The following is a 23688-nucleotide window of genomic DNA, read 5'->3' as shown; positions in this document are numbered from 1 at the left end:
GAGGGGCGGACGTGCCGGAGGCGACGACGACCGTGCGCACCACAGCCGTGCCGCTCGCGGCCGACTACTTCCAGAGCTACTCGGTGGTCGGCCTGCTCGCGGTCGTCGGGGTGCTCTTCGTCGCCGTGGCCTTCGGGGCCGGGCGGCTGCTGCGGCCCGTGGTACCCACCCCGGAGAAGCTGCTGACGTACGAGTGCGGTGTCGACCCCGTCGGCGAGGGCTGGGCCCACACCCAGATCCGCTACTACGTCTACGCTTTCTTGTATGTGATTTTCGCGGTGGACTCGGTCTTCCTCTTCCCCTGGGCGACGGTGTTCGCCGCACCTGGCTATGGCGGAACGACGCTGGTGGAGATGTTCATCTTCCTCGGCTTCCTCGCCGTGGGCCTGCTGTACGCCTGGAAGAAGGGCGTCCTGGAATGGACGTGACACCCACCCCCGCCCCCAGCTCGGCCTCCACACCTGTGGATCTCCCGGAGCCGCGCCGCCTCGGGGCGCTCGCCAGGCTGGCGCCCGAGCCGATGAAGGTGGTCCTGAACTGGGGCCGCCGCTACAGCCTGTGGGTCTTCAACTTCGGGCTGGCATGCTGCGCCATCGAGTTCATCGCGGCGTCGATGGCCCGCCACGACTTCATCAGGCTCGGCGTGATCCCCTTCGCCCCCGGGCCGCGCCAGGCCGACCTCATGGTGGTGTCCGGCACGGTGACGGACAAGATGGCGCCCGCGGTGAAGCGGCTGTACGAGCAGATGCCCGAGCCGAAGTACGTCATCTCCTTCGGGGCCTGCTCGAACTGCGGCGGCCCGTACTGGGACTCGTACTCGGTCACCAAGGGCGTCGACCAGATCATCCCCGTCGATGTGTATGTGCCCGGCTGCCCGCCCCGCCCGGAGGCGCTGCTTCAGGGGATCCTGAAGTTGCAGGAGAAGATCGCGCGCGAGTCGCTGAGCGAGCGGTACGGGCGCGACGGCGGTGCCCGGGGCGGCGACGGCGTGGCCTCTGGGCCGTCCGCCGCGGCGCTGCGCAGCGGCCTGGTCGCGCCGCCCGCCCCGTCCTCCGCTTCATCCTCCGCCCCGGCCACGGAGGAGGGCACGCCGTGACCGCGCCCGAAGACCGGAACCAGCCCGCCGAGGCCGAGCGCGTCGGGGCCGTGCCCGTCGAGGCCGCCGCCGCGCCCGCGCAGCCGACGGTCGGCTGGCTGCCGCGGTCGGCCACCGAGCTGTTCGGAGAAGGCGCGACGGCGGAGGAGGCGTACGGGCTGCTCACCGTCGACGTCCACGCCGATGCGTGGATCCCCGCGCTGGAGACCGCCCGCGACGCGCTGGGCTGCACCTACTTCGACTGGCTGAGCGCGGTCGACGAGCCCGGCGAGGGCTTCCGCGTGGCCGCGCATGTCGTCGCCCTCGGGCCTGCGGCCGCCGCGGCTGCCGGCCCTGGCCCGGCGGCCGCCCCTGCCGCTCCCGCCGTGCGCGGGCTGCTCGTACGCACCACCGTGGCGCACGAGGCACCGGCCCTCCCGACCGCGACCGGCGTCTACGCGGGCGCGGCCTGGCATGAGCGCGAGACCCACGAGATGTTCGGCATCGACTTCGCCGACCACCCCCACCTCGCACCGCTGCTGCTCCCGGACGGTTTTGAGGGGCACCCGCTGCGTAAGGACTTCGTGCTGGCGGCCCGGGTCGTCAAGGCCTGGCCGGGCGCGAAGGAGCCGGGGGAGTCCGAGGCCGCCCACGCGCCCAGACGGCGGCAGATACTGCCGCCCGGTGTCCCCGACCCCAACGAATGGGGCCCTCTCAAGGGCCAGCTCCCCCCTGCCCCCGCCCGCCCGGCGCGCGCGACCCACACGGCGGGCGCGGCAGGCGGCACGGGCGCCGGGGCCGAACGCCCGGCCCGCCGAGCCCGCAGCGCGTCCGCGGGCTCGGCCGGCCAGCGAGCCGCCACGGGCGCGGAGGCGCCGACGGACGAGTCCGCACGGCCCGCGCGTCGCGCCCGGAGCGTGAGTGAGGGTTCCGCGAGCCAGCGGGAGACCGGTACGGACGCGGCAGCGACGGGCGCGCCTTCGCCCGCCGCCCGGCCGCGCTCGACCGACGCCCCCTGGCACCACCCACGCCCGGCGCGGGACGAACCGAAGGCCTCGGGTACGCCGTCATCGGACGCCGCGCCCGGTGCCGCTGCTGAGGCCGACGCCGACGCCGAGGCGGGGGAGCGGCGGGGGCCGTCCCAGACCGTCGCGGGCGAGGGGAAGGCCGGAGACTCCGCGCGCCGCGAGGAGCCCCAAGGGCCCGCGGCGCCCGAGGATACCGACGCGCCCGACGCGCCCGACGCGCCCGAGGCACCCACCGAGCCCCACACACCCCACGCACCCCACACGAACACCGACGACCCGGCGGGAGGCACCGCGTGAACGACGTCCTCGACGTCGCGCTGCGACTGCTCGCGCTGCTGCTCGCCTTCCTCGTACTGCCTCTGGTCGTGGGACAGACCGAGCACAAGGTCATGGCCCATATGCAGGGCCGGCTCGGGCCGATGTACGCGGGTGGGTTCCACGGGTGGGCACAGCTGGTCGCGGACGGCGTGAAGTTCGCGCAGAAGGAAGACATCGTACCGGCGGGGGCCGACCGGCGGATCTTCCAGCTCGCGCCCGCCGTCGCGCTGTTGCCGTATCTGCTCGTCCTGGTGGCGATCCCGGTCGGGCCCGGTGCCGTCGGCTGGTTCATCGACGCCGGCATCTTCTTCGTGCTCGCCGTGATGGGCGTCGGCGTGCTGGGCTCGCTCATGGCGGGCTGGGCGTCGGCCAACAAGTTCTCCCTTCTCGGGGGCCTGCGTACGGCCGCGCAGCTGATGGCGTACGAGCTGCCGATGCTGCTCGCCGCCGCCTCCGTGGCGATGGCCGCCGGTACCGTCTCGCTGCCCGGCATCCTCGACGCGTTCGAGTGGTGGTGGGTGCCGTGGCAGATCGTCGGCGGGGTGGTGTTCTTCACGGCCGGGCTCGCCGAGTTGCAGCGTCCGCCCTTTGACGCGCCGATCGCCGACTCCGAGATCATCTTCGGCGCGTACACCGAGTACACCGGGCTGCGCTTCGCGCTGTTCCTGCTGGCCGAGTACGCGGGCATCGTCATCCTCTGCGGGCTGACCACCGTGCTGTTCCTGGGTGGCTGGCACGGTCCGTTCGCCGATGACCTGGGCTGGGTGTGGACGCTGCTGAAGACGGCCGTGCTCGCCTTCGTGGTGATCTGGCTGCGGGTGAGCTATCCGCGGCTGCGCGAGGACCAGTTGCAGAAGCTCGCCTGGACCGGCCTCATCCCGCTCGCTCTGGTCCAGATCGCCCTCACCGGCGTCGTCAAGGTGGTGATCTCCTGATGGGCATCCCCGGTTCCGGCCTGGCCAAGGGCCTGGCCGTCACCCTGCGCACGATGACCCGGAAGGCACACACCGCGCAGTATCCGGACGTCCAGCCCGAGCTGCCGCCCCGGACGCGCGGCGTCATCGGCCTGTTCGAGGAGAACTGCACGGTCTGCATGCTCTGCGCGCGGGAGTGCCCGGACTGGTGCATCTACATCGACTCCCACAAGGAGACGGTGCCGCCGGCCGCGCCCGGCGGGCGCGAGCGCAGCCGCAATGTGCTGGATCGGTTCGCCATCGACTTCGCCCTGTGCATGTACTGCGGTATCTGCATCGAGGTGTGTCCTTTCGACGCGCTGTTCTGGTCGCCGGAGTTCGAGTACGCGGAGGAGGACATCCGCGATCTCACCCATGAGCGCGACAAGCTCCGCGAGTGGATGTGGACGGTGCCCGCGCCGCCCGCGCTGGACCCGGGCGCCGAGGAGCCGAAGGAGATCGCCGCCGCCCGCAAGGCCGCCGACAAGATCGCCGCGGCCGAGGCGGCACAGGCCGCGCAGGCCGGGGACGCGGCGGAGGCCGATGGCCCCACCGGCTCCTCCGACTCCGCCGGCCGGAACGGAGCGGCGTCGTGAGTGCCGTGGCGCAGCTCGCGGCCGCCGGCCACGGTTTTCTGTCACCGACCGGTGTGGAGATCACCTTCCTTCTGGTCGCGGTGGTGACCCTGGGCGGGGCCGTCGTCACCGTCACCACCAGGCAGCTGGTGCACGCCGCGCTGTGGCTGGTGGTCACGCTCGGCGGGCTCGCGGTCGAGTTCCTCCTCCTCACGGCGGAGTTCATCGCCTGGGTGCAGGTGCTGATCTACGTGGGGTCCGTCGTCGTCCTCATCCTGTTCGGGCTGATGCTGACCAAGGCGCCCATCGGGCGGTCGCCGGACGCCGATTCGGGCAACCGCCCGGCCGCCCTCGCGGTGGCCGTGGCCTCCGCGGCCGCCCTGGTCTGGGTGGTCGTGGACGCCTTCCGGGCCACCTGGATCGACGTCGGGGAAGTGCAGGGCTCCACCAAGGTCACCGGCGTAAGCCTCTTCCGGCACTGGGTGCTGCCGTTCGAGGCGCTGTCGGTGCTGCTGCTCGCCGCGCTCGTCGGCGCGATCGTGCTCTCCCGGCTGCGCTCCTCCCAGCGGACTCCGGACGCCAACGGGTCCTCCCGCCCCAACGGCCCCCGCCCCAGCGGCCCCCGCGCCGCTCCCGACGTCGCCGAAAAGGAGGGCTGATGCACCTCGCCTATCCCGCCGTGCTCGCCGCCCTCCTCTTCTGCACCGGTCTGTACGGCGTCCTCGCCCGCCGCAACGCGATCCTGGTGCTGATGTCCGTCGAGCTGATGCTCGGCGCCGTCAACCTCAACCTCGTCGCCTTCGACGTCTGGCTCCGCGACACCCTGCACGCGGGCCAGGCCCTCACGCTCTTCGTCATCGCCATCGCCGCCGCCGAGATCGGCATCGGGCTGGCCATCGTCCTCCTCGTCCACCGCGACCGCGGCACCGCCGACATCGACAAGCTCCGGGGCCTCGCCGAGCCCCCGCCCACCGAAGACAGCGTGACAGCCGCCACTGACAACGGCGCCGACACCGGCGCTGACCAGGGAATCCCCTCCCGGAGGCAGACCGCGTGACGACCACGACCGCCGCCGTCCTCGTCCCCCTCCTGCCCTTCCTCGGCGCCCTCTCCGGACTGCTGCTGGGCCGCCGCGCCCCCGGCTTCGTACGCCCCCTCGCGGTGCTGCCGACCGTCGCCGCGGCCGCCCTCGCCGTCCTCGTCGCCGTACGGCAGGGCGGGGGAGCGGGCGGCGGCAAGGGCGCGGTGGAGGCCGCGACCCGGCTCACCGGCACCGGCTCGCTCCCCATCGACCTCGCGCTGCACATCGACGGCTTCGCCGCCCTCGTCGCGGTCCTCGTCGGCGTCGTCGCCTGCTGTGTGCAGATCTACTCGACCGGCTATCTGCGCGACGACCCGCGCTACCCCTCCTACGCCGCGCTCGTCTCCCTCTTCACCGCCGCGATGCTGCTGGTCGTCTACTCCGACGACCTGATCGTCCTGCTCGTCGGCTGGGAGATCATGGGCATCTGCTCGTACTTCCTGGTCGGCCACTACTGGGAGACCTCGGCCGCGCGCTCCGCCTCCCTCAAGGCGTTCCTGGTCACCAAGCTCGGCGATGTGCCGTTCCTCTTCGGGATCTTCGCGCTCGGCGCCGATGCCGGGACGTTCCGCATCAGCCACATCTACACCCGGCTGACCTCCTCCGCCTCGGACTTCCAGCTCGACCACCCCACCTTGATCGCGCTGCTGCTGCTGGCCGGGGTCGCGGGCAAGTCGGCGCAGTTCCCGCTGCACACCTGGCTGCCCGACGCGATGGCCGGCCCCACCCCGGTCTCCGCGCTGATCCACGCCGCCACCATGGTCGCCGCCGGCGTCTACTTCATCGCCCGGCTGCTGCCCGTCTTCGCGTCCTCCGCCGCCGCCCTGGCCGTGCTCGCGGTCATGGCGGCGGTCACCATGGTCGGCTCCGCGCTCGCGGCTCTGGCCCAGGACGACATCAAACGCGTACTCGCCTACTCGACCGTAGGTCAGCTCGGCTACATGACCGGCGCGCTCGCCGTCGACGACCGCGGCGCCGCCGTCTTCCACCTGCTGACCCACGGCGCGTTCAAGGCCCTGCTCTTCCTCGGCGCGGGCGTGATCATCCACGCGGCCGGGACGAACTCGCTGGCCGCGATGTCGCGCATGAGCGGCCTGGCGGGGCGCATCCCCGACGCCTACTGGACGATGACGGTCGCGCTGCTCGCGCTCGCCGCCATCCCGCCGTTCGCGGGCTTCTTCTCCAAGGAGGCCGTCCTCGGCGCGGCCGAGCACGCGGCCACCGGGCACGCCCCGGCCGTCCCGGCGGCCGTCGGCTGGACCGTCCTGGTCGCCGGGCTGCTCACCGCCCTCCTCACCGCCGGCTACGCGGCCCGCCTGTGGCTGCTCACCTTCCGCGGCAAGGGCACGGAAGCCCCCGACCACGGCCGTCAGCCCGTCGTCATGAACGCCGTCCTGTGGGTGCTCTTCGTTCCCGCCGCCGCGTTCGGCCTCGCCTTCGGAGCCCTCCCGGACTGGTTCGACGGCGAGTCCCTCGCCCCGACCCTCACCACCTCCGTGCTCGGCACCGGGCTGGCCCTCGTCGGCATCCTCGTCACGTACGGGGCCTGGCGGCACACCACGGCGGCGGCCGCCGGCACCCCGATCGGCGCCGTGGCCGCCCACCCGGACGCCGAACCCGCGCTCTCCGAGGCCGAGGCCATCGCCACCCACGAGCCCGCCTACGGCGACATCGCCGCGGCCCACGACCCGGCGGACCCCGGCCGCCTCCTCCTCGGCCCGCTCCACCGCCACGCGGCGGCGGGCTTCCATCTCGACGCCCTGTACGCCGCGCTGTTCGTACGCCCGGTGCGCGCCGCCGCCCGGCTGGTCGGCTTCCTCGACCGGGAGGTCGTGGAGACCTATGTGCGCGGCGCGGGCGGCGTACCCCGTCTGCTCGGCGCGGCCGTACGGCGCGCCCAGACCGGCAATGTGCAGACCTACCTCGGCGCGCTGATCGCGGGCTCGCTCGTCCTGGCCGTCGCCGTCCTCGTCGCAGCGGGAGCCTGACCCGTGAACCACACCGTCCTGCAGTCGCTCCTCGCGGCCCTGATCGTCCTCCCCCTCCTCGGCTCCGTCGCCGCGCTCCTCCCCGCCCCGCCCGGGCTGCGCGGCCGCGGCCCCGACCAGGCCGTGCTGCGGCACGGCGTCACGGTCACCGGGGTCGTCCTGGCCGTCGCCGTCGCGCTCGCCGCGGGCTTCGACCACGACCGCCCGGCCGCCATGCAGGCGCAGACCGACATCAGCTGGATCCCGGCGCTGGACATCCGGATCCACCTCGGCGTGGACGGCGTCTCGCTCCCCCTCCTCGTGCTGACCGCGCTGCTGACCTTCCTGTGCGCCCTCTACGGCTACTTCAACATGCCCGCCGGGCCCTCCCCGAAGGCGTTCGTCGCGCTGCTGCTGCTCCTGGAGGCCGGCACCCTGGCCACCTTCGCCGTCCTCGACCTGATGCTGTTCTTCCTGGCGTTCGAGATGGTGCTCATCCCGATGTACTTCCTCATCAACCGGTGGGGCGGCGCCGGGCGCGAGCGGGCCGCCTGGAGGTTCATCCTCTACACGCTGCTCGGCTCCGTCGTCATGCTGCTCGGCCTCCTCCTCGTCGGGCTCAAGGGCGGCACCTTCGACATGGTGGCACTCGCCTCCCATCCTTCTGACAGCGCCTCCGGCGCGGGCGGCGTGAAGCTCAGCCACACCACCCAGCTGATCGCGGCCCTCTCCATCGGCGTCGGCCTCGCCGTCAAGGCCCCCATGTGGCCCCTGCACAGCTGGCTCCCGGACGCCCACACCTCCGCGCCCACCGTCGGCTCCGTCCTCCTCGCGGGCGTGCTGCTGAAGATGGGCACATACGGACTGGTGCGCATCGTGCTGCCCATCACACCCGAGGGAGCCCACACCTTCGCGCCCTACCTGGCCGCCCTCGCCGCCGTCGGCATCGTCTACGGCTCCCTCGCCTGCCTCGCCCTTGCCCGCTCCGGGGCCAAGGGCGACCTCAAGAGGCTGATCGCGTACTCCTCCGTCGGCCATATGGGCTTCGTTCTGCTGGGCATCGCCACGCTCACCCCCACCGGGGTCAACGGCGCGCTGTTCGCCAACATCGCGCACGGCCTGATCACCGGCCTGCTCTTCTTCCTCGTCGGCGCCCTCAAGGACCGCTGCGGCACCACCGACCTCGACCAGCTCTCCGGCACCGGCGGAGCGGCCCTGTACGGCCGGGCGCCACGCCTGGGCGGCCTGGTCGCCTTCGCCGCCGTCGCCTCCCTGGGGCTGCCGGGGCTCGCCGGGTTCTGGGGCGAGATGCTCGCCATGTTCGGCGCGTTCGACCCCGCCGACGGGCTCAGCCGCCCCGCATTCCTCACCTTTATGGCGCTTGCCGGCCTGGGCACCCTGCTGACCGCCGCGTACCTGCTCGTCGTCGTACGCCGCGTCTGCATGGGCGAGCACCCGGAGGCGGAGATGGGCGGAACGCTCACCGGGGCACCCGCGGGCGGGGCCACAGGCGGGCCTGGAGAGGCCGCCGGGGCCGCCGCTGGCGCCGGGGCACCCCTCGGGCCGCTCCGCCCCGCCCTGGCGGACGTACGCGGCTACGAATTCGCCGCCTGGACCCCGCTGGTCGCCCTCACCGTCCTCGGCGGACTGTGGCCCGCGGCCCTCCTCGGCCTCACCGACCCGGCCGTGCAGCAACTCCTCGCGGGAGGCCACTGATGACCGCGCTCGCCGGAGGCGCCGTCCAGTCCGTCGACTGGCTCGCGATCGCCCCGCCCACCATCGCCGCCGCGGCCGCCCTGGCCGTCCTGGTCGCCGACCTCTTCCTCGCCGAACGGAACAAAGCCCTCCTGGGCTGGCTCGCGACCGGAGGCCTGGCCCTGGCCGCGCTCTTCCTGCTGCCGCTCCGCGCCGGGGACCGCAGTACCTTCTGCCTGACCTCCGACCCGGACGTGTGCAGCTATACGGCCGACGAATTCGCCGTCGTCATCCAGTTCCTGGTGCTCGGCGGAGCCCTTCTGACGGCCCTGCTGTCCATGAGCACGGTCCACGACCGCGGAACCGAGGACGCTGAGGGCGCTGAGGGCGCCGGGGAGAGCAGCAAACTTCCCGCCGGCGAATTCTGGTTCCTGCTGCTGTCCTCCGCCTCGGGCGCGGCCCTCCTGCCCGCCTCCCGCGACCTCGCCACCCTCGTCGTCGCCCTGGAGGTCGCCTCCCTGCCGGCCTTCGCGCTCGTGGGGCTGCGCCGCGGCGACCGCCTCTCCTCCGAGGCCGCCCTGAAGTTCTTCCTCTCCTCGGTCACCGCGACCGCGGTCATGCTGATGGGCGTCAGCTTCGTCTACGCCGCCACCGGCAGCCTCCACCTGTCCCGGATCGCCGCCGCCCTCGGCCACGTCGACCCGCGGCTGGACACGCTCGCCCAGGCCGGCATCGTCCTGACCCTGGTGGGATTCGCCTTCAAGACCGCCGCCGTGCCGTTCCACTTCTGGGTCCCCGACACCTACGTTGGCGCCCCGCTCCCGGTGGCCGCGTACCTCTCCGTCATCGGCAAGGCGGTCGGCTTCTCCGGCCTCATCCTGGTCACCGTCCTCGCCTTCCCCGCGTACGCCGACGTGTGGGGCCCGGCCGTCGCGCTGCTGGCCGCACTCACCATGACCGCGGGCAACGTCGCCGCGCTGCGCCAGCGCCCCGAGCGCGCGCACAGCGCCGTACGCCTGCTGGCCTGGTCCTCCGTCGGCCAGGCGGGCTATCTGCTGGTCCCCATCGCGGCGGCCGGATACGCCGACTCATCCGGCGACGCGGCGCACGCCGTCGGCTCCACGGTCGCGTACGCCCTCATGTACGCCGCCGTGAACCTCGGCGCCTTCGCGGTCGCCGCCCTGGTGTCGCGCACGCACCCCACGGGCCGCCTCAGCGACTACCGCGGCCTGTACGCCTCCCGCCCCCTGGCCGCCCTCGCGCTCGGCTTCTTCCTGCTCTGCCTGGCCGGGCTGCCGCCCGGCGTCATCGGCCTGTTCGCCAAGGTCACCGTCTTCTCGGCGGCCGTGGACGCGGGGCTGGGCTGGCTCGCCGTCGTCATGGCCGTAAACGTCGTGATCGCGCTCTACTACTACCTCCAGTGGACGGCCACCCTCTTCCGCGCGCCCGCCGAGGCCCCCGCGCCCGCCGAGCCGGCGGTCCCGGGGACGGCGGCCGCGCCCACCCGTGCGGTCCCCGCCTCCCTCACCGCGGTCATCGGCCTTGCCGCCCTGCTCGGCGTCGCCCTCTCCGGAGCCCCGCAGCTCGTCCTGCGCTTCGCTTCCGGCGCCCTCCTGTGACCTCTTCCTGAGGTTTCGCTCCGACGGCCCAACGGCCCGCCACGTGTGCACTAGGGAACCAGCGACCTTCGTATGGCGTTGACCAATGCGGAAGGGTCCACTGGAAGGTGGAGACACCGCGAAAAAGGGTTCCCTTGCGGCATCTTTTGGAGGGCGCACCGTGCATCGTCGGCACAACGGGCTCAAAACCGCCGTACTCCTCGGAGGACTGTCCGCCCTCATCATTGTTGTCGGCAGCCTTTTCGGCCGTACGGGCCTGATCGTGGCGGTCCTGGTGGCCCTTGGGACAAACGCGTACGCCTATTGGAACAGCGACAAGCTCGCCCTGCGCGCCATGCGCGCGCGACCCGTGAGCGAGTTCGAGGCCCCCCAGCTCTACCGCATGGTCCGCGAGCTCTCCACCGCCGTACGCCAGCCCATGCCGCGCCTCTACATCTCCCCGACCGAGGCCCCCAACGCCTTCGCGACCGGCCGCAACCCGCGCAACGCGGCCGTCTGCTGCACCGAAGGCATCCTGCGCCTCCTCGACGAGCGCGAGCTGCGCGCCGTCCTCGGCCATGAGCTCAGCCACGTCTACAACCGCGACATCCTCATCTCGTCCGTCGCCGGCGCGCTCGCCAGCGTCGTGATGTTCCTGGTCAACTTCGCCTGGCTGATCCCGATCGGCCGGTCCGACGACGACGAGGGCCCCGGCTTCCTCGGCATGCTGCTGATCATGATCCTCGGCCCGCTCGCGGCCGGCATCATCCAGCTCGCCGTCAGCCGCTCCCGCGAGTACCAGGCCGACGCCTCCGGCGCCCAGCTCACCGGCGACCCCCTCGCCCTCGCCAACGCGCTCCGCAAGCTCGAGGCGGGCACCCAGCAGCTCCCGCTGCCGCCCGAGCCCCGCCTGGAGACCGCGAGCCACATGATGATCGCCAACCCCTTCCGGGCCGGCGAGGGGATGGCCAAGCTCTTCTCCACTCACCCGCCCATGGCGGAGCGCATCGCCCGCCTCGAGCAGATGGCAGGTCGCCGACCGTGAAGACCATCCTCAATCTGATCTGGCTCGTCCTCTCCGGCTTCTGGCTCGCCTGCGCCTACCTCTTCGCCGGGCTGATCCTCTTCATCACCATCATCGGCATACCCTTCGCCATCGCCTCCTGGCGCATCGCGGGCTTCGCCCTCTGGCCCTTCGGCCGCACCGCCGTCCCCCGCCGCGACGCCGGCGCTCCCTCCTGCGTCGGCAATGTGCTGTGGCTCGTCCTCGCGGGCTGGTGGCTGGCGCTCGGCCACATCATCACCGGCGCCATCCTGTGCCTCACGATCATCGGCATCCCGCTGGGCCTGGCCAACTTCAAGCTGATCCCGATATCCCTGACCCCCCTGGGCCACGAGATCGTCTCCACGGACCGCCCCTTCGCGACCGGCCGCTGGTAGCCGCTCCGGCGAAAGACAGCGAAAGACAGCGGAAGACACATGCCAAGGGCGGGCAGCCCGGAAGCAGGCTGCCCGCCCACGTAAAGGGAGAGCCGGAGAGCGGTCCCTTTTAGACGGCAGTGGTGACGTTCATCGGTAGTTGATGAACTGCACCGCGAAGTCGAGGTCCTTGCCTTTGAGCAGCGCGATGACGGCCTGTAGGTCGTCCCGGCTCTTGGACGTCACCCGCAGCTCGTCGCCCTGCACCTGCGCCTTGACGCCCTTCGGGCCCTCATCGCGGATGATCTTGGCGACCTTCTTGGCGTTCTCCTGGGAGATCCCCTCCTCCAGCGAGGCGAAGATCTTGTACTCCTTACCGGAGGCCTGCGGCTCGCCCGCGTCCAGCGCCTTCAGCGAGATCCCGCGCTTGATCAGCTTGGTCTCGAAGACGTCGAGGATCGCCTTGACCCGCTCCTCGGAGTTCGCGCGCATCTCGATCCGCTCGCCCGACCACGCGATCGAGGCGCCGACGTTCTTGAAGTCATAGCGCTGGGAGATCTCGCGGCTCGCCTGGTTGAGTGCGTTGTCGACCTCCTGCCGCTCGACCTTCGAGACGATGTCGAAACTGGAGTCGGCCATGTTGAGTTGGCTCCTCGTACATAGATCTGTCAGGGGCACGGCCCGCCGGACCGCACGGGCCAGCCTAGCCATCCCAGCCATGATCGAGACGGGATCAACCCAGTGGCGGAGCACCCCCTGTCATCGGGTATTGTTTACGTCGTCGCCAGGGGGTTCCCCGAAAGTGGGAACAGAGTCCCTGGTCACATCCCAGGCGGTGTGCCCGAGCGGCCAATGGGAGCGGACTGTAAATCCGTCGGCTTTGCCTACCCAGGTTCGAATCCTGGCGCCGCCACACTGGGAAAACGGCCCCTGATCTGCGGAAACGCGATCAGGGGCCGTTATTGTTAGCAAGTAGGCGCGGCGACGTGTTCCAGAAGCGCGATTCGGGGCCTGTGGGGCGTGGAACTGGCTGGCCCAGTTGGGCCGTTCCTTCTGGTCACGGCAGTGCGCCAAAATCCGTCGGCTTAGCGTCTCTCATCGGCTTGGGTTTCCTGGGTGATCCCGGCTGTCGGGACAACGCGGGAGGGTGACTCGGCCACGGCCGTCTTCGGACGGGGGTGGTGTGGGCATGGCGGTGGAAGCCTGCCCCGAGTCTGGCCCCGTCCGGCCGGTGTGGCCGGGTGGGGGTGTCGATGGTGGTCGGTCCCTGCTGCCGTGGACACCGCTGGCTGTGGTGGGTCTGGTGCGTGGAGGGCCGCCCCGCCGGACGCTTTCCACTCGGCCGTGCTACGGAGGCACGGCTGTCGGGTGGGGCGGGGACTCTGCGTCGCTTCCCGGGCACAGGGCGTTTGTTCGTGGGGCCGCTCTTGGTGCGGTCCGGGGTCTGCTGCTGGACCGTGCTCGCGAGGTCCAGGGCCGGGGCTACCGTACGGATCACGAAGGTGCCGCCGGCGCGGTCGAGGCTGGTCTTGTGCTGGTGGGTCAGGCCGCGGGCGCCGATGCTTCCCCAAGCTCTTCGAGCAGGGGATACCCCATGCCAGGCGGCGTGGTCCCGGCAGGTGCTGTACTCGCACGCATCGTTCGGGCACGACGCCCAGGCCCAGCCCGCCGCCCGATGGCCGGGGGCTTTGTGGTGAACAAGCGCGGTCAGACACCGGGGGCAATACTGCGACGTGCCGCGCGGTGGCACGATCACCACCGCGATCCCCTGGGCGGCGGCCTGGTGGCGGACCTGGGTGACGATCGCGCCGCGCACCGTCTGCGACAGCCGCGTATTCAGTGTGCGGCCTTTGCCGCGCGCCTCCATGTCCCGCAGGTCTTCCAGGTAGACGACGCTCGCCCCGGCGGCGATCGCATGATCAACGATGAAAGCGGGCGGCCGCCCGGGTCAGCGCCGCGTTCAGCCGGGTACGGCGCTTCGCGACGTGTTCCCGCTCGGTCTGAAGGACGGTGAGCTTCGCGACCAGATGCGGATCAGGGCGCTGGCCGCGCTCTTGCCGGGAGGTGATCAGAGTGCGCAGTTGGTCGATGTGCTCGCCGTGGACGCGCAGCCGGTCGGCCTTGGCCAGCACTCCTCCCGCGCGGAAATACGTCGGCTTTCCGTCGGTCACAACCCGCGGCTGCCTCTCGTCGGTGAGATGGAGAGCGCCGCCAGGGTGTTCAGTCCCCAGTCGAATGCCACCGCAGTGCGGTGGCCGACCCGCCGCGGTTTCGCCACGGCCAGCGCGTAGGGCACATCGATCAGAAGCCGACCCTGACGCACGCGCAGGGTGGGAGCGCACAGCATCGCGGCGGCGGGCACATGGGGCGGCAGCCGGAAGCGGATGCGGAACGCGTGCCAGTCGGCCCGGCAGGTGGGGTCGGGCCGCAAGGGCATCCGAAGGGTCAGCACCCCGTAGTGGAAGGGGTCTTCCCGGCAGCGTTCGAGGGTGGCGAGCTGCTTGTCGACCGCCGCGAGCACCACCTGCCCGCCCGCGCCCGGTGCCTGCTCGCACTCTGTCAGGCCCGTCGGTAGGCGCCGGTGCCGGGCGTGGAAGGCGGCGATCTGCCGGGTATGGGCCAGCAGCACACCGGTCGCCACCACCGGGCCATCGGGCAACGCAGCGCGCAGCGCTTCCCACTCCGCTACGGTGCGCCGGGCGGGATCGTCAGGCCAGGTGGCCAGGTGGCCAGGAGCGCGGTGGTGATCTCGGCGCGCCACCAGGCCGAACGCAGCACCCGCCCGGCCTGCTCCTGCGCGATGCGCACCACCCGGTCCGGCACATACACACCCTCCGGAATGGTCACCGACCAGCCCAGACGCCGCAACGCCTCAGCCATCCGGCCCGCTCCACCAAAGCCGCCTCGCAGAGTTGCCGGCCAGTCACCACGTCCACGCCCCGCAGCGCGCGAGCGCAGGCCGCCGCGACCTGCTGCACCTCCCCCTCGCCCACCACAACCCTGCGTCGCATCCCGCCCCCTCACACGTCTCGCCCTGCGCTCGGCCTGACGATCACATCAACGATCAAACTTCTGTACGGGTTACGCATCCCCGTGCACCCCACCATGAAGCTCGGAATATATGCTCGAATCCTGGGGCCGCCACGCTATGGACTTGGCCCCTGAACTGCGGAAACGCGATCAGGCCGTTGTCGTTCTTAGAGAGAGCGCTTGTCTTGAGAGCTTTTGTCGTCAAGTCCTCTTAAGGACCTACGCTGGAATCGTCCGGCCAACGAAGGACGACGAGCGCCCATGGCCATGTACGAGCAGATCGCCGACGCGCTGCGGCAGAGCATCCGCACGAGAGAGCTCAAGCCGGGCGAGCGGCTTCCGGCCGAGGACAACCTTGCGAGGCACTGCCGCACCAGCCTCCCGACGCTTCAGCGCGCTCTTGCCCAGCTCGCAGGCGAGGGGCTGATCGACAGACGGCATGGGGTGGGGACCTTCGTCCACGAGCCGCGTCGGCGGGTGAAGCGGAACAACGACCGGCACCAGTGGGAGAAGGACCGAGTGCGCCGGTCCCAGGGCGAGCGCCTGAGCACCGGCTCCACGGAGCGCGACACCGGGCTGGAGGTGACGGACCTCGTCTTCCACGCCGAGTACCGCGAGGCGAGGGCCGACGAGGACCACGCGGCGGTCTTCGGCGTGCCGGTCGGCACACGGCTGCTGGAGCGGATCTACCGCACCAACTCCCGCCAGGAGGACTCGCCCTTCGCGTGCGTGCGCTCGTACCTCGTCCACGACATGGTGGCGGCCAACCCGGACCTGCTCGACGACTCCAACGAGCCGTGGCCCGGCGGCACGCAGAGCCAGCTCAACATGCTCGGCATCGAGTTGGATCACATAGAGGAGCGGATCACGGCCCGCCCACCGACCGTGGAGGAAACCGAAGATCTCGGCCTCGAGAAGGGCGTCTCGGTGATCCTCCTGCGGAAGATCTCCACCGACATCGGCGGCCGGGTCGTGGAAGTCTCCGATGTCACTCTGGCCGGAGACCGCACCGCGCTCGTCTTCACCACCCCCCTGAAGCGGTGGAGGGGGAATGATTGAGGCATGGTTCTGCGGCCCGGGGGACGTCAGGAGCGCCGCTTACGCGCGGGGCTGTGGGTGGTCGGCGCGCTGCTGACGGCAGCGTCCGGAGCATGGGTGGCTCTCCAGCTTCATCGGGGCCAGGACGCGGTGGACGCCGCGTCCTTGGTGGGGTTGGCTGTGGCTGTGGTCGGGCTCGTCGTGGCCGTCGCGGGGTTACGACTGGCACGCGCGGCCCTGGGGCAGCCCGCCGATTCAGCGGCCCAAGCGCTGTCCGCGGCGGCCACCCTGGCTCGGCAGGTGGAGCGAGCCGAGGCCGAACAGTGGCGGCGTTTGGTCGGCGGCGACCGGAAACGCATCAACTTGCGTTACAGCCTGCAAGCTCAGCGCACGCACGGCTCGCAGACCCCTGGTCCGCACGGTCGGCTGTTCGACGACGGCCGTCAGACGGAGGTGGCGGACATCGCCGCCTACTACCGGGCCACCGTCCCGGCACGTCTCGTTGTCACGGGGGCGCCGGGCGCCGGCAAGACGGTCCTCGCTCTGGAACTCCTGCTGGATCTGATCGAACACCGCGGCGAGACCGACCCGGTGCCGGTACGGATGTCCTTGGCCGCCTGGGACACCGCCGTACCGCTGGACGACTTCCTGATCAGCCACTTGGTGAACGTCTTGGACTGGCCACTGGAGCGCGCGACGCAGCTGGTGGAGCACGGCTTGGTGCTGCCGTTTCTGGACGGCTTGGACGAGATGGATCCCGGACTCGACGACGATGACGGCCGGCCCGTCCTCGATGCCGACGGCCGCCCCCTGCCCGACCCACGCGCGCCACGCGCCCGCGCTGCCCTGAATGAGCTGAACGCATATGGCCATGGGCGGGCAGCGGGAGCTCTCGTGCTCACGTGCCGCACCACTCACTACGAGGCTTTGCTCGACGACGACCAATTGCGAGATGCCGCCCACATCCGGATCGACCCCGTCGCCCCTGGCGAGGCCCTGCGCTATCTGGAGGCCCGCTCCGGTGGCACTGCCCGCTGGCAGCGACTATTGGAGCACTTGCGTACCCATTCGGCCGACACACTGGCCCGAACGCTGTCCACGCCGTGGCGCCTGTCACTGACCGCCACTGTCTACAGCCGCACCGGCGATCCTGGCGAACTCCTTGCCCATCAGACGCCTCAAGAGGTCGACGAGCATCTGCTCGCCCTCCTCATTCCCGCCACGCTCGATCTCCACCCGCCGAGGCGGGGCTACACGCCCGACGACACGCGTCGCTGGCTCGCCCGCATTGCCCGATCGCTTCAATACTCAATGCCGGGACAGGACACACCGGAACCCGAGCCACTGGCCGAGCCGCGTACCGACATCCACCTTCACCAGCTATGGCCCATCGTTGGAGAGTCGCGTCTCGTTTCGTGTGACCTGGCGGTGTGCTTCTTGCTTGCCGCAGTGCCGGTGTTCGTGGAATTTTCGGTATCGAGCTTTCTGTGGCTTTTTGGAATATTCTGGTCAATACTTTTGATTGCCCTTGCCGGGAGCAGTCACACGCCGCATCGCCTGAATTGGCGGGCTTTGCGGGTTCAACAAGAAAGACGGCTCATGGCGTTCGTTCTCCAGGTGCTCTTCGGCCTCCTTGCGCTTTGGGTCGCCGATCTTCTCGTCTGGGGCTTCACGTCCGGCCTTGCCTCAGCGACCGCGGTGATGATTGCGATCATGCTTGTTGTGCTCGCCGCGATGATCACGGGAACTCTTGAAGCGGCGCCGATCACCACCATGAGCCCAGCCGCCGTGCTGCGGTCGGATCTGCTGTATAGGGCTGTGGTCAGCCTGCCCCTGGGGATGTGCGCAGGGCTGATCTTCGGGCTGATTTTCGGGCTTGCTCATGGAGTTGCGTCCGGACTCCTGGTCGGCGTCACGCTCTGGCTCTCAACCGCGCTGGGGATTGTGTCGACCAGCGCGCTCTGGCGGTATTGTCTATTTCTTCTGTTTGCTCGTCGGGTCATGCCTTTCCGCCTCAACGCGTTCCTTGCCTGGTCCTACGAGGCGGGCCTGCTCAGGATGTCGGGAAATGCCTATCAATTCCGCCACCGGGAATTTCAGGACTGGCTTGCGGAATCCTGTCCGGGGGAACCCGGCTCCTGATCCCCCGTTCGCGTCTCGTCAAGGCGCGGTCGGCTGCTGCGGCGGCTGGGGCGGCGGCTGTTGGGGTGGCGGCTGAGGCGGGGGCTGCTGGGGCGGGGGCTGTTGCTGCGGCTGTTGCTGGGACTGGTTGGGGTCCGGCTGGGGCTGGGACTGGTTGGGGTCCGGCTGGGGCTGGGACTGGTTGGGGTCTGGCTGGGGTTGGGACTGGTTCGGGTCCGGTTGGGGCTGGGACTGGTTCGGGTCCGGTTGGGGCTGGGACTGGTTCGGATCCGGCTGGGGCTGGGACTGGTTCGGGTCCGGCTGGGGCTGTTGCTGGTTCGGATCCGGCTGGGGCTGACCGGTGTCTTGCGGCGGCGGTTGGGGCGGGGGCTGCGCGGGCGGTGGTTGGTCTGATGGCTGATCGGACGGGACCTCCTCCGGCGTAGGCTGCTGCGCCTCAGGAGGAGTGGCCGAATGGGACCGGTGTTTGGGGGATTTGGATTTGGATTTATATTTGGTTTTGGATGGAGCGGGCGACTTGGTTGAGGAATTTGATTCCTGTGGAGTGGTCGACCCAGGCGTGGAATTTGCGCCTGAGGCATAGAAGAAGATCGCGAAAGTGACCAAGGCGACCACCGCGAAGAAGATGCCGATAATGAGTGTGGACCGACGCGAGGTAAAGCGCCATGAGTGCAGGCTCATATCTCCATCCTTCCCTCACTTCCACTGTGCGCTGGTCATGGGCCGCGCACCTCCCCCGAGGGCAGGGAATGCGCCCCTACCTTCGGGGGAGGGATTTTGTTGCGCACAAGCCGTGAAGCCGCCCTGAAACCGCGGTGAAGGCCGTCGCCCGCAAGCTCTGCGGCATGACCTCACCGACGGGCCCGTGGGCATCGTGCTCCGTTACGTCACCCTCGTACGGATCGGCGCCTGGATGTACGCCACCGAGGACTTCGAGTTCGGCGGGACCGCGCTGAAGAAGGGCGAGCCTGTGACCGTGGCCCTGCTCGCCGCCAACCACGACCCGCGGGAGTGCGGGGAGGCTCCCGAACGGCTCGACATCACCCGGGAGTTCGGCCGCGGCGACGGCCGTCTCGCCTTCGGCCACGGCGCCCACTACTGCCTGGGCGCGGCCCTCGGCCGCCTCGTCGCCTCGGTGGTCTTCGGCCAGGTGTTCATCCGGCGGCCGGGCGCCGCGCTCGCGGTCGGCCGGGACGAACTGGCATTCGGGCACTGGCCGGCGGACGGGTTCACCTGCTGCGGCTGCCCGTACGGCTCTGAGGCGCCGGGAGGCGGTCTGTCGGCGGGTGCGCGGCGGCGGGATCATCGGGAGATGCCGACCTTGAAGCCGCGTGTGCGGCTCGCCGCCGTCGGGGTGGCCTTCGCTCTCGCCGCGGCCACGCCCGTCGCCGCGTACGCCGCGCTCGACGACGAGCCCGCGTCCGCCGCGTCCGCCACGTCCCAGGTCCCGGCCTCCGCCGTCAGCCGGGGCAAGCCGTATGTCGAGACCCGGCTGTTCTTCGGGACGCAGCGGCCCGACGGCGGGCCGCCCGTGACCGACAAGCAGTTCATGGCCTTCGTCGACGAGGAGGTCACGCCGAGCTTCCCGTCGGGGCTGACGATCCAGGACGGGCGGGGGCAGTGGCGGGACCAGAACGGGACGATCGAGCGGGAGCGGTCGTACGAGCTGATCCTGCTGTATCCGGTGTCCGAGGCGCGGGCGCACGACCCGCAGATCGAGCGGATCCGGGACGCCTATGAGCGGCGGTACGCACAGGAGTCCGTGGCCCGGGCGGATGAGGCCACCCGGGTGGACTTCTGACGAACACCTACCCGGCCGACGCCCTCACCGCTTCGGCGATCGGCGTCGCGCCGTTCACCAGCTCCAGCGTGCGGCCCGTCGTCCGGGGCTCGTCCAGGAGCGCGAGCAGGACGGCCGCCACGTCGTCGCGGGTCACCGAGCCGTACTCGACGTGCTCGGCCAGGGCGACCCGGCCGGTGCCCGGGTCGTCGGTCAGCCGGCCCGGGCGCAGGATGGTCCAGTCGAGGGCCAGGCGGGCCCGTACGGCGGCGTCCGCCTCGGCCTTGGCGCGCAGATAGGCGGCGAAGACCGGGTCGGTGTCCTCGGGGATCTCGCTGTCGGCGCCCATGGAGGAGACGACGAGGAACCGCCGTACGCCGGCCCGCTCGGCCGCGTCGGCGAGGAGTACGGCGGCGGCGTGGTCCACCGTCTCCTTGCGGGCGGCGCCGCTGCCGGGGCCCGCGCCGGCCGCGAAGACCGCCGCGTCGGCGGCCTCCAGGTGCTGGGCGACATCGTCCACCGACGCCTGTTCCAGGTCGCGGACGACCGGTTCGGCCCCGGCCGCCAGCAGGTCGCCCGCCTGCTCGGGGCGGCGGATGATGCCCGCGACCTCGTCGCCGCGCCGGGCGAGGAGCCGCTCCAGCCGCAGCGCGATCTGACCGTGTCCTCCAGCGATGACAATGCGCATGATCCCGACCGTACGCGGCGCAACCCTTCCTGGCACTCGGGAGTCTTACGCAGGAGGTCAGATGATCTGTCTGATCTGTCTGATCTGCAGACCGGAGGAGTCCCGATTACCGCCATGACCGCCATTCGCAAGCCCCTGGCCAAGTCCCTGGTCGCGGTCGGCTGCACCACCGCACTCGTCACCGGCGTCGCCGCGTGCGGTGCCATCGAGAACGTCTCGGCGGGGAAGAAGCTGGAGAACGCGGCCGACAAGCTCGGCGAGCGCCGGTCCCTGTCGGTGGAGATGGACCTCGACGCGACGCCCGAGCAGCTCATCGCCCTCTCCAAGAGCGACAGCGCGGCGGAGCCGATGACGCGCGAGGAGGCCGAGGCGCTGGCCGGGATGAAGGTCAGTGTGGCCGTGCAGTCCAAGAAGCCGCTGGCGAAGGCCGAGGACAAGGACCTCGTCGGCACCCGGGTGAAGCTCAGTGGGCCCGACGGCGACCTCCTCGAGTACCGCGTCATGGGCGAGACGGCGTACATGCGGGTGGACATGCGGGCGTTCGGCGAGCTGAGCGGCGAGCCCATACCGTCCGCCGACGAGCTGCCCGAGGACATGCCGGGCGGCAAGGTGGTGCGGAAGCTCTTCGACGGCGGGTGGGTCAAGGTCGACATCGCCGAGATGGAGAAGGCCCGCGACGAGTCCGGCCCGGGGGACGGGAAGAAGGGGGCCGACGGGTCCGAGGTCTCACCCGAGACCAGCCGGAAGATCACCAAGTCGCTCAAGAAGCTCTTCGCACGCGAGGTCACCCTGAAGGACGAGGGCCGCCGTGACGGGGCGGACCACGTGGTGGCCACCGGGCCCGTACGGACCCTGCTGACCGGGGTCTTCAACGAGCTGCGGCCGTTCACCGACGAGATCCCGGGCGGCGAGGACCTGCCGACCGCCAAGGACTTCAAGGACGTGCCGAACAAGAAGATCGCGGTCGACTTCGCCATCAGGAACGGCGCGCTCGCCGGGGCCAGCGCGGATCTCGGTCCGCTCGCGGAGGGGCTGAAGAAGGGGGAGAGGCTGCCGCTCAAGCTGACGTTCGGCGAGGCCGGGAAGATCGCCGCCCCGTCCGGCGCCACCGAGCTCGACATCACGGACCTGATGGAGGCGGCCGGCGCGATGATGCTGGGCGACATCGACGGCGCCGGGGGTGACGAAGCCGCCGACGCCATCTCCGGGGACCGCTTCATCGTGGACGGCGATGTGCAGGGTCCCGGGGACATCGACGGTATCGACGGGCTGACCATCGACCTCGGCGACCTGGACAAGGCGGACGCCCGGAACCGCTGACCCCGCCCGACACGCCCGTCTCAGTCCGGCGGCGGCTGCGGGCGGCCGCTGTGGTCCGCCCGCGCCTGCCGTGGCAGGTCCAGCGCCGCCACGGCCGCCGAGGCGCAGTACTCCCGCACCGCGCTCGTACGCGCCACCATGCGCCCCTGGTGGACCACCACCCGGCTGTACGCGAGCGAGAGCACGCCCGGCAGGCCGTCCCCGCGCACCGCGAGCAGCTCCGCCGGGAATCCGGCCTCCACGCGCACCTCGGGCAGCCCCAGCGCGGCCCGGGCGCGCCCGCAGACCGCCTCGTACGCCTCCTCGGGCTCCGCCTCGCCCCGCGAGGCCAGCAGGAAGGCGGCCTCCAGCGGGTCGCCCCGCCCGACCGGGTTGGCGGCGTCCCGGAGCGCCCCGCTGCCCGCGGCCACCCGGACGCCGGCCGAGCGCAGCAGCCGCACCGGCGCGCAGCCCGGGGCGTACGCCTCTCGACTGCGCCGGTCCTCCAGCCCGGCGCAGTCGCCCTGGGGCAGGCATACGACCGTGACGCCCGCCGCCGCGAGCCGGTCCGCGACCCGCGCCACCACATCGCGCGGCAGCCGCGCCAGCCCCCCGCAGGGGCCGATCGTGACGCCCGGCCGCAGCCCGCCGGCCATCGCGGCGAGCCGGGCGAGACGGGCCGGGTCGTCACCGTCCGTGTGCAGGTCGACGGCGCAGCCGTGGCGGGCGGCGATGTCGAGGACGGCCTCGACATGGCCGGTGGGGTCGGGGTCGAGGTCGGGGCAGCCGCCGATGACCCCGGCGCCCATCTTCACGGCGTCCCGCAGCATCGCCAGGCCGTCCGCCCCGGCCGCGCCGGTCAGCACCCGGGGCACCGCCACGGAGGACAGGTCGGTGAGCCCGCGCAGCGCCTCCCGGGCCCGCAGGACGGCCTCCAGGGACCGCAACCCGTGCACCCCGCCGATGGGCACATGCGTGCGCAGCGCGGTCGCCCCATGGCCGAGGTGCAGCAGGGCGGCCTCGGTGGTGCGGCGCTGGACGTCCTCGGGCGCGTACGAGACGGGTCCGACGGTGTCGGCGGTGAGGGCCGTGTCGCAGTGGGCGTGCGGCTCGGCGGGGGCGGGGAGCAGCAGATAGCCGTCGAGGTCGAGGCGGGTGCCGGGGACCAGGCTGCCCGCCGTGCCGACCGCCTCGATGCGCCCGCCGCAGACCCGTACGTCCACGGTGCGGCCGTCGGCGAGCCGGACGCCGCCGAGCACCAGCGCGGGGGCGTCCTCGGGCGCCGCGCCGTCGTGGGCGGGCGGCTGCTGCTGCGGATGGCTGTCGGGCATCGCGCTCCTGGATGTCCTGTGGATGGATGTCCTGTGGATGTCCTGGGCTCAAGATCGCTCAGCGTGATCCGAGCCCGAGCCTAGGGCGCGCCGCGGGCGGCTTCCGGGAGGAGCCGAATAGTCTTACCGGTGTGGTGCCCGAGGGGACCCCGAGCGGGCGGTCGGCGCACCCGATACGGATTTCACCTTCGGCGCCCGAGCGTGTAATGTCTTCATCGCTCGCCCCAATAGCTCAGTCGGCAGAGCGTCTCCATGGTAAGGAGAAGGTCTACGGTTCGATTCCGTATTGGGGCTCTGATGTGTGAGGTGTCCCGCTCGGCTCAGGTCGGGTGGGGGATCAAGCGCATCGCAGCGGTGTAGCTCAGTCGGTAGAGCAAGCGGCTCATAATCGCTGTGTCACCGGTTCAAGTCCGGTCACCGCTACTCACCGTAGCCGATTGTGGGGTCGGTCCTTCGATCGGCTACTATTTCTGCGTTCATCCATCCGTTCGTCAAGGAGCACTCACGTGGCTGCCACCGACGTCCGCCCGAAGATCACGCTGGCCTGCGTGGAGTGCAAGGAGCGGAACTACATCACCAAGAAGAACCGGCGTAACGACCCGGATCGTCTTGAGCTCAAGAAGCACTGCCCGCGTTGCAACGCGCACACCGCGCACCGCGAGACGCGATAA

Annotated in this window: 24 protein-coding genes, 3 tRNA genes and 1 pseudogene; 21 read left to right on the top strand and 7 right to left on the bottom strand. The window is 71.1% G+C overall.

Annotation, left to right across the window (positions count from 1 at the left end; translation table 11 throughout):
* Window positions 1–11 precede the first annotated feature (11 nt).
* The 12 genes from ACWY4P_RS23515 to ACWY4P_RS23460 all read left to right on the top strand — a co-directional run bounded on the left by ACWY4P_RS23515 (window position 12) and on the right by ACWY4P_RS23460 (window position 11730).
* Complete coding sequence (locus tag ACWY4P_RS23515) at window positions 12–428, top strand: NADH-quinone oxidoreductase subunit A (protein WP_456212511.1); 417 nt, start codon at window positions 12–14, stop codon at window positions 426–428.
* Entirely contained in the window at window positions 419–1096 is a 678-nt protein-coding gene (locus ACWY4P_RS23510; RefSeq protein WP_456212510.1) for an NADH-quinone oxidoreductase subunit B, read from the top strand. Before ACWY4P_RS23515 ends, ACWY4P_RS23510 begins: the two co-directional genes overlap by 10 nt.
* A complete protein-coding gene (locus ACWY4P_RS23505) occupies window positions 1093–2400 on the top strand; it encodes an NADH-quinone oxidoreductase subunit C (RefSeq protein WP_456212509.1) in 1308 nt (435 codons plus the stop codon). The genes ACWY4P_RS23510 and ACWY4P_RS23505 overlap by 4 nt, the downstream gene beginning before the upstream one ends.
* Window positions 2397–3356: a complex I subunit 1/NuoH family protein gene (locus ACWY4P_RS23500; protein WP_456212508.1), complete on the top strand. Its 960-nt coding sequence runs from the start codon at window positions 2397–2399 to the stop codon at window positions 3354–3356. Before ACWY4P_RS23505 ends, ACWY4P_RS23500 begins: the two co-directional genes overlap by 4 nt.
* On the top strand, window positions 3356–3970 hold the full coding sequence (locus tag ACWY4P_RS23495; RefSeq protein WP_456212507.1) for a NuoI/complex I 23 kDa subunit family protein: 615 nt from the start codon (window positions 3356–3358) through the stop codon (window positions 3968–3970). Before ACWY4P_RS23500 ends, ACWY4P_RS23495 begins: the two co-directional genes overlap by 1 nt.
* On the top strand, window positions 3967–4608 hold the full coding sequence (locus ACWY4P_RS23490; RefSeq protein WP_456212506.1) for an NADH-quinone oxidoreductase subunit J family protein: 642 nt from the start codon (window positions 3967–3969) through the stop codon (window positions 4606–4608). Before ACWY4P_RS23495 ends, ACWY4P_RS23490 begins: the two co-directional genes overlap by 4 nt.
* Window positions 4608–5006, top strand: coding sequence for an NADH-quinone oxidoreductase subunit NuoK (gene nuoK / locus ACWY4P_RS23485; RefSeq protein ID WP_456212505.1), 399 nt, complete (start codon window positions 4608–4610; stop codon window positions 5004–5006). The genes ACWY4P_RS23490 and nuoK overlap by 1 nt, the downstream gene beginning before the upstream one ends.
* Window positions 5003–7018 (top strand): NADH-quinone oxidoreductase subunit 5 family protein, encoded by a 2016-nt coding sequence (locus ACWY4P_RS23480; protein ID WP_456212504.1) that lies wholly within the window; start codon window positions 5003–5005, stop codon window positions 7016–7018. The genes nuoK and ACWY4P_RS23480 overlap by 4 nt, the downstream gene beginning before the upstream one ends.
* A 3-nt stretch (window positions 7019–7021) precedes the next feature.
* Complete coding sequence (locus tag ACWY4P_RS23475; RefSeq protein ID WP_456212503.1) at window positions 7022–8713, top strand: complex I subunit 4 family protein; 1692 nt, start codon at window positions 7022–7024, stop codon at window positions 8711–8713.
* On the top strand, window positions 8713–10311 hold the full coding sequence (locus ACWY4P_RS23470) for an NADH-quinone oxidoreductase subunit N (RefSeq protein WP_456212502.1): 1599 nt from the start codon (window positions 8713–8715) through the stop codon (window positions 10309–10311). The genes ACWY4P_RS23475 and ACWY4P_RS23470 overlap by 1 nt, the downstream gene beginning before the upstream one ends.
* A 160-nt stretch (window positions 10312–10471) precedes the next feature.
* Entirely contained in the window at window positions 10472–11335 is an 864-nt protein-coding gene (gene htpX, locus ACWY4P_RS23465) for a zinc metalloprotease HtpX (protein WP_456212501.1), read from the top strand.
* Complete coding sequence (locus tag ACWY4P_RS23460; protein ID WP_456212500.1) at window positions 11332–11730, top strand: YccF domain-containing protein; 399 nt, start codon at window positions 11332–11334, stop codon at window positions 11728–11730. Before htpX ends, ACWY4P_RS23460 begins: the two co-directional genes overlap by 4 nt.
* 129 nt (window positions 11731–11859) lie before the next feature.
* Here ACWY4P_RS23460 and ACWY4P_RS23455 read toward each other — a convergent pair whose 3' ends face one another.
* Window positions 11860–12348 carry a YajQ family cyclic di-GMP-binding protein gene (locus ACWY4P_RS23455; RefSeq protein ID WP_456212499.1) on the bottom strand — a complete coding sequence of 163 codons (489 nt, stop codon included), beginning with the start codon at window positions 12346–12348 and terminating at the stop codon, window positions 11860–11862.
* Window positions 12349–12540: 192 nt separating this feature from the next.
* On the opposite strand from ACWY4P_RS23455, the gene ACWY4P_RS23450 reads away from it, so the two are divergent.
* Window positions 12541–12622 (top strand) — tRNA-Tyr (locus ACWY4P_RS23450).
* 144 nt (window positions 12623–12766) lie between these two features.
* Here ACWY4P_RS23450 and ACWY4P_RS23445 read toward each other — a convergent pair.
* Genes ACWY4P_RS23445 through ACWY4P_RS23430 form a run of 4 tightly spaced genes read right to left on the bottom strand, consistent with a single transcriptional unit; the run spans window position 12767 to window position 14589 of the window.
* Entirely contained in the window at window positions 12767–13576 is an 810-nt protein-coding gene (locus tag ACWY4P_RS23445; protein WP_456212498.1) for a zinc ribbon domain-containing protein, read from the bottom strand.
* Between the two features lie 52 nt (window positions 13577–13628).
* The gene (locus ACWY4P_RS23440) at window positions 13629–13880 is read right to left on the bottom strand and encodes a hypothetical protein (protein ID WP_456212497.1); all 252 of its coding nucleotides are present in this window, start codon (window positions 13878–13880) and stop codon (window positions 13629–13631) included.
* Window positions 13877–14353 (bottom strand): hypothetical protein, encoded by a 477-nt coding sequence (locus ACWY4P_RS23435; RefSeq protein ID WP_456212496.1) that lies wholly within the window; start codon window positions 14351–14353, stop codon window positions 13877–13879. Before ACWY4P_RS23435 ends, ACWY4P_RS23440 begins: the two co-directional genes overlap by 4 nt.
* Window positions 14354–14394: 41 nt before the next feature.
* Window positions 14395–14589, bottom strand: coding sequence for a hypothetical protein (locus tag ACWY4P_RS23430; protein WP_456212495.1), 195 nt, complete (start codon window positions 14587–14589; stop codon window positions 14395–14397).
* Between the two features lie 411 nt (window positions 14590–15000).
* Here ACWY4P_RS23430 and ACWY4P_RS23425 point away from each other — a divergent pair, with 411 nt between their 5' ends.
* The 4 genes and pseudogenes from ACWY4P_RS23425 to ACWY4P_RS23410 all read left to right on the top strand — a co-directional run bounded on the left by ACWY4P_RS23425 (window position 15001) and on the right by ACWY4P_RS23410 (window position 19720).
* Window positions 15001–15798 (top strand): GntR family transcriptional regulator, encoded by a 798-nt coding sequence (locus tag ACWY4P_RS23425; RefSeq protein WP_456212494.1) that lies wholly within the window; start codon window positions 15001–15003, stop codon window positions 15796–15798.
* 3 nt (window positions 15799–15801) lie between these two features.
* Window positions 15802–17919: a hypothetical protein gene (locus ACWY4P_RS23420; RefSeq protein WP_456212493.1), complete on the top strand. Its 2118-nt coding sequence runs from the start codon at window positions 15802–15804 to the stop codon at window positions 17917–17919.
* Window positions 17920–18832: 913 nt separating this feature from the next.
* Window positions 18833–19012, top strand: a pseudogene (locus tag ACWY4P_RS23415) (cytochrome P450); the annotation flags it as partial.
* Between the two features lie 219 nt (window positions 19013–19231).
* Window positions 19232–19720, top strand: coding sequence for a DUF3574 domain-containing protein (locus ACWY4P_RS23410; RefSeq protein WP_456213027.1), 489 nt, complete (start codon window positions 19232–19234; stop codon window positions 19718–19720).
* 7 nt (window positions 19721–19727) lie between these two features.
* On the opposite strand, the gene ACWY4P_RS23405 is transcribed toward ACWY4P_RS23410, so the two are convergent.
* Entirely contained in the window at window positions 19728–20387 is a 660-nt protein-coding gene (locus tag ACWY4P_RS23405) for an NAD(P)H-binding protein (protein WP_456212492.1), read from the bottom strand.
* Between the two features lie 114 nt (window positions 20388–20501).
* Here ACWY4P_RS23405 and ACWY4P_RS23400 point away from each other — a divergent pair, with 114 nt between their 5' ends.
* Window positions 20502–21707 carry a hypothetical protein gene (locus tag ACWY4P_RS23400; RefSeq protein ID WP_456212491.1) on the top strand — a complete coding sequence of 402 codons (1206 nt, stop codon included), beginning with the start codon at window positions 20502–20504 and terminating at the stop codon, window positions 21705–21707.
* 20 nt (window positions 21708–21727) lie between these two features.
* On the opposite strand, the gene ACWY4P_RS23395 is transcribed toward ACWY4P_RS23400, so the two are convergent.
* The gene (locus ACWY4P_RS23395; RefSeq protein ID WP_456212490.1) at window positions 21728–23017 is read right to left on the bottom strand and encodes an amidohydrolase family protein; all 1290 of its coding nucleotides are present in this window, start codon (window positions 23015–23017) and stop codon (window positions 21728–21730) included.
* Between the two features lie 221 nt (window positions 23018–23238).
* On the opposite strand from ACWY4P_RS23395, the gene ACWY4P_RS23390 reads away from it, so the two are divergent.
* The 3 genes from ACWY4P_RS23390 to rpmG all read left to right on the top strand — a co-directional run bounded on the left by ACWY4P_RS23390 (window position 23239) and on the right by rpmG (window position 23688).
* Window positions 23239–23311, top strand: a tRNA-Thr gene (locus tag ACWY4P_RS23390).
* Window positions 23312–23367: 56 nt separating this feature from the next.
* Window positions 23368–23440: transfer RNA gene (locus ACWY4P_RS23385), tRNA-Met, on the top strand.
* An 83-nt stretch (window positions 23441–23523) separates the two neighbouring features.
* Window positions 23524–23688 (top strand): 50S ribosomal protein L33, encoded by a 165-nt coding sequence (gene rpmG, locus ACWY4P_RS23380; protein ID WP_065962933.1) that lies wholly within the window; start codon window positions 23524–23526, stop codon window positions 23686–23688.

Source organism: Streptomyces sp. LZ34 (genome assembly GCF_053890475.1).
This window is presented reverse-complemented; position numbering and strand designations above follow the sequence as displayed.

Excerpts from the sequence above, each read along its gene's own strand:
- ACWY4P_RS23510 (WP_456212510.1), top strand. The coding sequence starts at position 419 with ATGGACGTGACACCCACCCCCGCCCCCAGCTCGGCCTCCACACCTGTG.
- ACWY4P_RS23495 (WP_456212507.1), top strand. The coding sequence starts at position 3,356 with ATGGGCATCCCCGGTTCCGGCCTGGCCAAGGGCCTGGCCGTCACCCTG.
- nuoK (WP_456212505.1), top strand. The coding sequence starts at position 4,608 with ATGCACCTCGCCTATCCCGCCGTGCTCGCCGCCCTCCTCTTCTGCACC.
- ACWY4P_RS23470 (WP_456212502.1), top strand. The coding sequence starts at position 8,713 with ATGACCGCGCTCGCCGGAGGCGCCGTCCAGTCCGTCGACTGGCTCGCG.
- ACWY4P_RS23455 (WP_456212499.1), bottom strand. The coding sequence starts at position 12,348 with ATGGCCGACTCCAGTTTCGACATCGTCTCGAAGGTCGAGCGGCAGGAG.
- ACWY4P_RS23445 (WP_456212498.1), bottom strand. The coding sequence starts at position 13,576 with ATGGAGGCGCGCGGCAAAGGCCGCACACTGAATACGCGGCTGTCGCAG.
- ACWY4P_RS23430 (WP_456212495.1), bottom strand. The coding sequence starts at position 14,589 with ATGGCTGAGGCGTTGCGGCGTCTGGGCTGGTCGGTGACCATTCCGGAG.
- ACWY4P_RS23425 (WP_456212494.1), top strand. The coding sequence starts at position 15,001 with ATGGCCATGTACGAGCAGATCGCCGACGCGCTGCGGCAGAGCATCCGC.
- ACWY4P_RS23420 (WP_456212493.1), top strand. The coding sequence starts at position 15,802 with ATGGTTCTGCGGCCCGGGGGACGTCAGGAGCGCCGCTTACGCGCGGGG.
- ACWY4P_RS23410 (WP_456213027.1), top strand. The coding sequence starts at position 19,232 with ATGCCGACCTTGAAGCCGCGTGTGCGGCTCGCCGCCGTCGGGGTGGCC.
- ACWY4P_RS23405 (WP_456212492.1), bottom strand. The coding sequence starts at position 20,387 with ATGCGCATTGTCATCGCTGGAGGACACGGTCAGATCGCGCTGCGGCTG.
- ACWY4P_RS23400 (WP_456212491.1), top strand. The coding sequence starts at position 20,502 with ATGACCGCCATTCGCAAGCCCCTGGCCAAGTCCCTGGTCGCGGTCGGC.
- ACWY4P_RS23395 (WP_456212490.1), bottom strand. The coding sequence starts at position 23,017 with ATGCCCGACAGCCATCCGCAGCAGCAGCCGCCCGCCCACGACGGCGCG.